Source organism: Kitasatospora sp. NPDC053057, from assembly GCF_044546945.1.
Taxonomy (GTDB): domain Bacteria; phylum Actinomycetota; class Actinomycetes; order Streptomycetales; family Streptomycetaceae; genus Kitasatospora.
Map to the genome: position 1 here is coordinate 22,821 of NZ_JBITZP010000036.1, position 6,414 is coordinate 29,234.

Annotated in this window: 9 protein-coding genes; 3 read left to right on the forward strand and 6 right to left on the reverse strand. The window is 71.0% G+C overall.

The annotated features are described in order from the left end of the window. Nucleotides 1-46 precede the first annotated feature (46 nt). Both ACIG5E_RS29720 and ACIG5E_RS29725 read right to left on the reverse strand, forming a co-directional pair. Nucleotides 47-433, reverse strand: coding sequence for a VOC family protein (locus ACIG5E_RS29720; RefSeq protein WP_396538530.1), 387 nt, complete (start codon nucleotides 431-433; stop codon nucleotides 47-49). A gap of 147 nt (nucleotides 434-580) precedes the next feature. Beyond that, nucleotides 581-931: an antibiotic biosynthesis monooxygenase family protein gene (locus ACIG5E_RS29725; RefSeq protein WP_396538532.1), complete on the reverse strand. Its 351-nt coding sequence runs from the start codon at nucleotides 929-931 to the stop codon at nucleotides 581-583. Between the two features lie 251 nt (nucleotides 932-1,182). On the opposite strand from ACIG5E_RS29725, the gene ACIG5E_RS29730 reads away from it, so the two are divergent. Together ACIG5E_RS29730 and ACIG5E_RS29735 are read left to right on the forward strand one after the other, a co-directional pair. Further along, nucleotides 1,183-1,764: a TetR family transcriptional regulator gene (locus ACIG5E_RS29730; protein WP_396538534.1), complete on the forward strand. Its 582-nt coding sequence runs from the start codon at nucleotides 1,183-1,185 to the stop codon at nucleotides 1,762-1,764. A 229-nt stretch (nucleotides 1,765-1,993) separates the two neighbouring features. Further along, nucleotides 1,994-2,443: a hypothetical protein gene (locus ACIG5E_RS29735; RefSeq protein ID WP_396538536.1), complete on the forward strand. Its 450-nt coding sequence runs from the start codon at nucleotides 1,994-1,996 to the stop codon at nucleotides 2,441-2,443. Here ACIG5E_RS29735 and ACIG5E_RS29740 read toward each other — a convergent pair. Next, a complete protein-coding gene (locus ACIG5E_RS29740; protein WP_396538538.1) occupies nucleotides 2,403-3,047 on the reverse strand; it encodes a DUF4360 domain-containing protein in 645 nt (214 codons plus the stop codon). The genes ACIG5E_RS29735 and ACIG5E_RS29740 overlap by 41 nt on opposite strands. Before the next feature lie 193 nt (nucleotides 3,048-3,240). Then, nucleotides 3,241-4,245, reverse strand: a complete 1,005-nt coding sequence (locus ACIG5E_RS29745; RefSeq protein WP_396538540.1) for an Lrp/AsnC family transcriptional regulator — start codon at nucleotides 4,243-4,245, stop codon at nucleotides 3,241-3,243. 161 nt (nucleotides 4,246-4,406) lie between these two features. On the opposite strand from ACIG5E_RS29745, the gene ACIG5E_RS29750 reads away from it, so the two are divergent. Beyond that, a complete protein-coding gene (locus ACIG5E_RS29750) occupies nucleotides 4,407-5,123 on the forward strand; it encodes an SDR family NAD(P)-dependent oxidoreductase (RefSeq protein WP_396538542.1) in 717 nt (238 codons plus the stop codon). Between the two features lie 71 nt (nucleotides 5,124-5,194). Here the strand turns inward: ACIG5E_RS29750 and ACIG5E_RS29755 are convergent, their stop codons facing one another. Then, nucleotides 5,195-5,512, reverse strand: a complete 318-nt coding sequence (locus ACIG5E_RS29755) for a DUF2568 domain-containing protein (protein WP_396538544.1) — start codon at nucleotides 5,510-5,512, stop codon at nucleotides 5,195-5,197. A gap of 14 nt (nucleotides 5,513-5,526) precedes the next feature. Continuing rightward, nucleotides 5,527-5,925 (reverse strand): hypothetical protein, encoded by a 399-nt coding sequence (locus ACIG5E_RS29760; protein WP_396538546.1) that lies wholly within the window; start codon nucleotides 5,923-5,925, stop codon nucleotides 5,527-5,529. Nucleotides 5,926-6,414: the final 489 nt, after the last annotated feature.

The following is a 6,414-nucleotide window of genomic DNA, read 5'->3' on the forward strand; positions in this document are numbered from 1 at the left end:
TGGAGGCAGGCCCTGGAAGTCGTGATCCGACGGGCCGCCATCGGCCTCACGACCCGGCGCCGCCCGGGGTGAGGATTTCCATGAGATGTCCGTCGGGGTCGTGGAAGTAGACGCCCCTGCGGCCTTCGGTGCCCTTGCTGTGGTAGATCTGCCCGATCTGCTGGCATGCGGGATCGCCGTAGTGGGCGATCCCGCCGTGCTGGATGCGGGCGAGGGCGGCGTCGAACTCCTGCTCGCCGACCATGAACGCGTAGTGGTGCGGCTCGAAGTCGTCCAGCCGGTCGAAGTCCAGGCTGACCTGGTTGGCCAGCATGACCGGCGTGAAGTGCGCCACCGGCGGATCGACGCTCAGACCGAGGATCTCGGCCAGGAACTGCGCCGAGGCCTGCGGGTCACGGGCGGGGACGATGGTGTGGTTCAGTTCCACGGGCATGGTGACTCCTCTTCAGGTGCGGGGCTGCGCGTGGTGAGGTGCTCGGTGGGTTCGGTGACCCGGCGTGGGGTGCTGGTGCACGGGTGCGTGCCCCGGGGGAGGGCAGGGCTTCTCCGGCTGCCCTCCCCCTCGGCTACAGCCGCCGTGTCATACGTCGATCTGCTCGAAGATGTGCGGGTACGACACGATGTCGTCGGGGGACTCGGCCGCCAGGCGCTGGAACTCCGGGCTGCCGAACGCCGTGGCGAGCGCCTCGGTCGACTCCCAGACCGCGACGTTCATCAGAAGCCGGCTGTCCGCCGTTCCCTTGTGCATCTGCAGGGAGACGAATCCCGGCTGAGCCTTCATGAACTCCGCCTGCCTCCGGAAGAGGGCCAGGAACGCTTCTGCCCTCTCCTTCGGGACGACGAAGGTGTTGGCCAGGACGATGGGCCCGGTCTTTTCCTTGAACTGCGCGAACATCGGCGTGTTCGGGTCCAGGTTCTGCAGCTTGGCCATCCTCGGTACTTCCTCTCGCTGTCGGTCGTCCCACGGCACTGAGGCCGGCACCGCCGTACTGGATCCGGCGACGCTCACGACGCTCACCACCTGTGGCACGAGGAGATCTGACGGACGCCCAAGGGCCATCGCCGGTGGCACCAGGCCTCCAACGACCGCGACCTTGCCAACGCTTGTTGGTCAACGCTTGTTGGCAAAAGTAGAGCCGTCGGCGCTGGACTGTCAACAGGTGTTGGCCTACATTTGTTGGCATGACCGGCAGCACGGAGAACCAGCAGGCCGCCCGGCGTTCCGACGCCACCCGCGCCACGATCCTCGCCGCGGCCCGCGAGCGGTTCGCGGCGGACGGCTACGAGAAGGCGACCATCAGGGCCATCGCGCGCGACGCGAAGATCGACCCGTCGATGGTGATGCGCTACTACGGCAACAAGGCGGGCCTCTTCGCGGCGGCCGTCTCGATCGACCCCGGGCTGCCCGGCCTGCCGGTCGAGGCGCGCGAGGAGATCGGCCGCACGCTGGTGCGCCACTTCCTCACCCTGTGGGAGGAGAACGAGGAGCTCACCGCGCTGATGCGGGTGGGCGCCACCGACCCGACCGCCGCCGAGCGCATGCAGAGCGTGCTGCGCGAGCAGTTGATCCCGCTGGCCCGCCGGGTGGGCCCCGAGCCGGAGCAGGCGCCGGCGCGGGCGGCGCTGTGCGCCTCGACCGTGCTCGGGCTCGCGCTGACGCGCTACGTGCTGCGGTTCCCGGCGAGCGTGGCGCTCGGCCGCGAGGAGATCGTGGACTGGCTCGGGCCCACGATCCAGCGCTACCTCACAGCGCCGACGCCCTAGCGCCGACGCCCTAGCGCCGACGCCCTAGCGCCGACGCCCTAGAAGGAGCACGTCCAGCAGGCTCGCCCCCCGCTCGCCCGCCACCGGGGGACGGCCGCCGGGAGCTGACGCACGGGCTCCTCTTCCGCGATCGCCGGATTTCGTCATGTCCACTGTGGAACAGTGCAGTTGACATGACGTCGGCCGCGTGCACCGCGGCGGCACGCCCATGCGCGGAGGTACATGAGCCGTGAGCGGCATCAACGACAGCAATCCGTGGCAGTACACCGCCGGTCCGCCCGCACCCACGCCCGCACCCGGACCCGCGCCCCGCAGCTGGTGGCGGCGACGGTGGCTCCCGGTGGCAGGACTGCTCACGCTCGTCCTCGCCGTCGTCGCGGGCTACCTGGCCTGGCCGTCGCCGGAGCCGGAGATACCCCCCGCGCAGCGGGCGCCGTTCTACCGCGCCGTGCAGAGCCTGTTCACCGACCCGGTCGTGAACTACAGGGGTGCCCCCACCGCAGGCACGCCCGGCTGGGACGTGAAGGTCACCGGGGACGGCGCGATCACCGGTGAGATCGATGAGGCCGGCACCCGGATCCCCGTCCTGGTGGTCGACAGGCGAACGTACGTCAAACCCCCGACACAGCGACAGGAGATCACTGGCACTGCTGCAAGACCAGGCGGTACACGGTGTTGATCCTGCCGTCCGTCGAATCCATCTCCATGAAGCTGGTGGCGTTCGGGCTCGACGTGCCGCGCTCGACCTGCAGTTCGGTGTCGATGTCGAGGCTGCGCTCCTCCCCGCAGGGGGCGAAGACCAGGGCGGCGACGTCCACGGTGTCGGTCGTCTGCCAGTCGTTGTTGAACCCGCCCTTGAAGTGATGGGCCGACTTGGTGGTGCGGGGGTTGCCCTGGAAGTGGTAACTGGCCCGCTGGGTCGCGGACGCACCGGGCGCGAGCGACGCGAAGCCCCTGTAGCCGGCGGACACGACCGCGTAGGTGAAGCCGCCCGGGACGTGCACGCGCAGGTTGAGCTGACAGTCCTTCTGGGAGTCGGTCGGCGCCGCCCCGGGCCCCACCTGGGCGAGGTAGTTACTGTACGTGACGGTGAAGGCGGTGCTGTCAGGGGACACGGCCACGGCGGCCGTCCCGGCCGGGCAGCCGGTACCGCTGGCCGCCACGCTGTCGATGACGATCCGGTCCTGCGGCGGGGGCGGGGGTGGGGACGGGCTGCCGCCGAAGGCTGACGAGCCGAACAATGACGTAGCGACACCAGTCGCGGCCAGCACGCGGAGCACCATGGGCTTCCCTTCGATCGTCCACGGATCCAGGGCGGGCGTCGCTTCCGAGTCCGACCCTCGGATTTCACGTGGGCATCGCATCACACGCTGCGCGTCTGCGTACAGAACGTGACTCTCCAGTCACTCAAACAGCCTCCAGGGTGGAGACCCCAGCCGTCGCCGGGCCGCGCGAGGTCGCCGGCGCGCTCGCCTCTCAGCGTCGCGCGCGAGCGCCGGACGGCTCGACCAGGCGATCGCCGAGGAGCCGGGTGCCGGCCTGCTTGACGTGCCTCAGCACGGGTGAGACCTCCATGCTCTGCAGCCCGGCGAGGGATCCGATGCGGTCCGAAGTGAACTCGAACAGTTCGTCGAGGTCCCGGCAGTGTGCGACGGCGTGGATGTTCCAGGGCCCGGAGATGGCCGCGGCGAAGGCGATCTCGGGTTCCTGCGCGAGCGTGCGGCCCGCGCTCTTCACCGCCGACGGGTGCACGCGCAGCCACAGGTTCGCGCGAGCGTGATAGCCCAGGGCCGCTGCGGCGATCTCGACGTCGATGTGAACGACGCGGTGCCGGAGCAGGGCGTCGAGGCGTCGCGAGACGCGTCCCGGAGTGAGACCGGCGGCGGTGGCGAGGTCGACGAGACCGGCGCGGCCGTCCGCGGCGAGCGCATCGAGCAGCTTCTCGTCCTCGGGGGTGAGGCGCAGCGGCTCGCGGGTGACGACCGGGGACTCGGTGAAAGGGGGCCCGCCGCTGCCCAGCGCCGCTTCCTCCTCCGAGGAGAGCGTGCCCTGCAGGGCGGACCAGTAGTGGCCACGGCCGCCGAGGAACTGACGGAGCATGGCGAAGGCGTTGATGTCGATCACCGCGGCCGTACGGGGAAGCCGCTGCTCCAGGAGGTCCTCGCGCTGTTCCCGCGTCCGGGACTGCGTCGCGCAGGTGATCTCGCAGCCCGCCGCGCTCAGGGCCACCCAGTTGACGTCGTCACGCTTGGCCAGCGCGTCGGCGATCGCCGGGCCGCTGCCGGGGCGGCAGCGCAGTCGCACCAGCCACCTGCTCTGCCCCAGGGCGCCCGGGTTGACCACGCCGGCCACGCGGATGACACCGTCGGCGCGCAGGCGGCGGTACCGACGGTTGACGGCCCCCTCGGTCAGGCCGAGGGCGGTCGCGATCGCGGCGAACGAAGCCCGCGGAGCGATCTGCAGCGCCCGGATGATTCGCACATCGTCGGGCTGTATTGCAGCGGATTCCGCCATGAGACCCCTCGTCATGTCGGCAATCCTACGAACGAGCGCTCGTGGCTCGCCCGGGGTGCGGTGCGGACGGAACACTCGAGGCGATGCCCGCACGGGGTACGACGCTCGAAGAACGGAGATGACGCCGGATGTCATCGACTGGCACCGAACAGCACCCACCGACCGCCCTCATCGTCGGGGCCTCGCGCGGCCTCGGCCACGCGATGGCGGCGGAGTTCCTCGACAGGGGGTGGAACGTCGTCGGCACGGTTCGCGACACCACGGCCCGCACGCCGCTGCACGATCTCGCGGACCACGCCGACGGGCGGGTAGCCGTCGAGCACCTCGACATCAACGACCCCGGCCGCCTGCCCCAGCTGCACGAACGCCTGGCGCAACGCCGGCTCGACGTGCTCTTCGTCAACGCGGGCATCACCAGCAACGAGCAGACGCCCATCGGGGCGGTCACGACAGCCGACTTCGTCGACGTGATGGTCACCAACGCGCTCAGCCCCATGCGCGTCATCGAAGCCCTCGAAGACCTGGTGACCCCGGCGGGACTCATCGGGGCGATGTCCTCCGGGCAGGGCAGCATCACCAACAACACGACCGGCAGCCGAGAGGTCTACCGGGGGAGCAAAGCAGCCCTGAACATGTTCCTGCGGAGCTTCGCGGCCCGGCAGAGCGACACGCAGCGCGCCTTCGTGCTCCTGGCACCGGGCTGGATCCGCACTGCCCTCGGTGGTCCGGACGCGCCGTTCACCATCGAGGAGACCGTCCCCTTGCTGGTGGACGTCCTGCTCTCCCGCCTGGGCACCCCCGGCCTGGCGTACCTGGACCGCTTCGGCCGGACCGTCCCCTGGTAGTGGGCTCCGGAGCCGTTCCGTTGGTGAAGTTGCCGAGGGGGACGTCCAGGATCGGGCAGCGGTCCGTCCTGTCACAGCATCAGGTGCACCGCCGTGGTCAGCAGGTAGGCCACCGCGAAGACAACCGCCGTTCGGCGCAGGCCCGTTGCCCAGATCAGTACGGCCGCACTGCCGAACCAGAGCAGGTCCAGCACCACCCGGCCCACCCCGTGCAGCGGCACCGTCGCACCCGGCGCGCCGAACAGCGCCCAGACCACGACGTACCCGGCCGGCAGGGCGAGGGCGAGCGCCCAGCGGGCTGGCCGGGCCGCCCGCCGGGTGAGCCCGAACCGCACGGCAGCGGCGTAGGCGGCGAGTTCGAGCAGGAGGGCGAGCGTGTCGTCGGCCATGCGCAGCACCCCGGTCATCGCACACGCCCGGCGACCCGCCGCGCCGCCTCCAGGTGCAGCAGCGCCAGCGCGCCGGCGCCGAGCGCCATCCCCCGGTTGCGGGTGCGCACCCCGATCGCGGCATCCCCCGCCTGCACAGCGCCCGCGAGCAGCAGCACCGCCAGAAGCGCCGGTCCGCCACGCCCGCGTACCAGTTGGTGCAGCAGTACCGCCCCCAGCGGCAACGCCCGGGCGGCGTACGCCTTTGCGTAGAACCGCACGTCCTCGGTCACCGGCTCCTCCTTCGGCAGCCCGAGCCCGGGGTTGATCAAACCGGCCGCGCAAGAGGCCGTCGACAACGCCGCCGCAGCGGCGTTGGCGATCACCAGCGGCTTCGGCAGCGCGCCCGTCGCAGTCCCGCCCATATCAAACACACCCCAAATGATTCGAGCTCTGAATGATTCGATAGAGATATTATCGCTCCCGTGAGCGCCGTCAACCCCTTTCGCTGACCTCCTCGCTGACCTCCTCGCTGTCCTAGATGGGCATGGCGCCGAGCCTGGAGGAACGCGGAGACGGCGCCGGTGCCCGCGCACCGGCGCCGTCCGTCGATCCGTCGTGCGAAGCGGACCCGGAGCCGCGCCACGCCGCTCAGGGGTGGAGGATCTTCAGGTTCGGCGGCGTCCTCGTCGGCCCAGCGTTCGATCTGGAGCGCGGCGCCCGGTGTCCTGCTTCCTCCGTCAGCGCGGGGAAAGCGTGTACTCGGTGTGGCAAGGGGCAGCTACGTCTCCTGGACGCGGAAGCGGGGGGGGGGGGGGGGCGGGGGGGGGGGGCGGCGCGCCCCCCCCCCGCCCGCGCCGGGGGGGCCCGGGGGGGGGCAGCGGCCCACGTGGGGGGGGGAAAAAATGGACCGGGGGGGCACC

Coding starts and splice junctions, on each gene's coding strand:
- ACIG5E_RS29720 (WP_396538530.1), bottom strand. CDS start 433: ATGCCCGTGGAACTGAACCACACCATCGTCCCCGCCCGTGACCCGCAG.
- ACIG5E_RS29725 (WP_396538532.1), bottom strand. CDS start 931: ATGGCCAAGCTGCAGAACCTGGACCCGAACACGCCGATGTTCGCGCAG.
- ACIG5E_RS29730 (WP_396538534.1), top strand. CDS start 1,183: ATGACCGGCAGCACGGAGAACCAGCAGGCCGCCCGGCGTTCCGACGCC.
- ACIG5E_RS29740 (WP_396538538.1), bottom strand. CDS start 3,047: ATGGTGCTCCGCGTGCTGGCCGCGACTGGTGTCGCTACGTCATTGTTC.
- ACIG5E_RS29750 (WP_396538542.1), top strand. CDS start 4,407: ATGTCATCGACTGGCACCGAACAGCACCCACCGACCGCCCTCATCGTC.
- ACIG5E_RS29755 (WP_396538544.1), bottom strand. CDS start 5,512: ATGGCCGACGACACGCTCGCCCTCCTGCTCGAACTCGCCGCCTACGCC.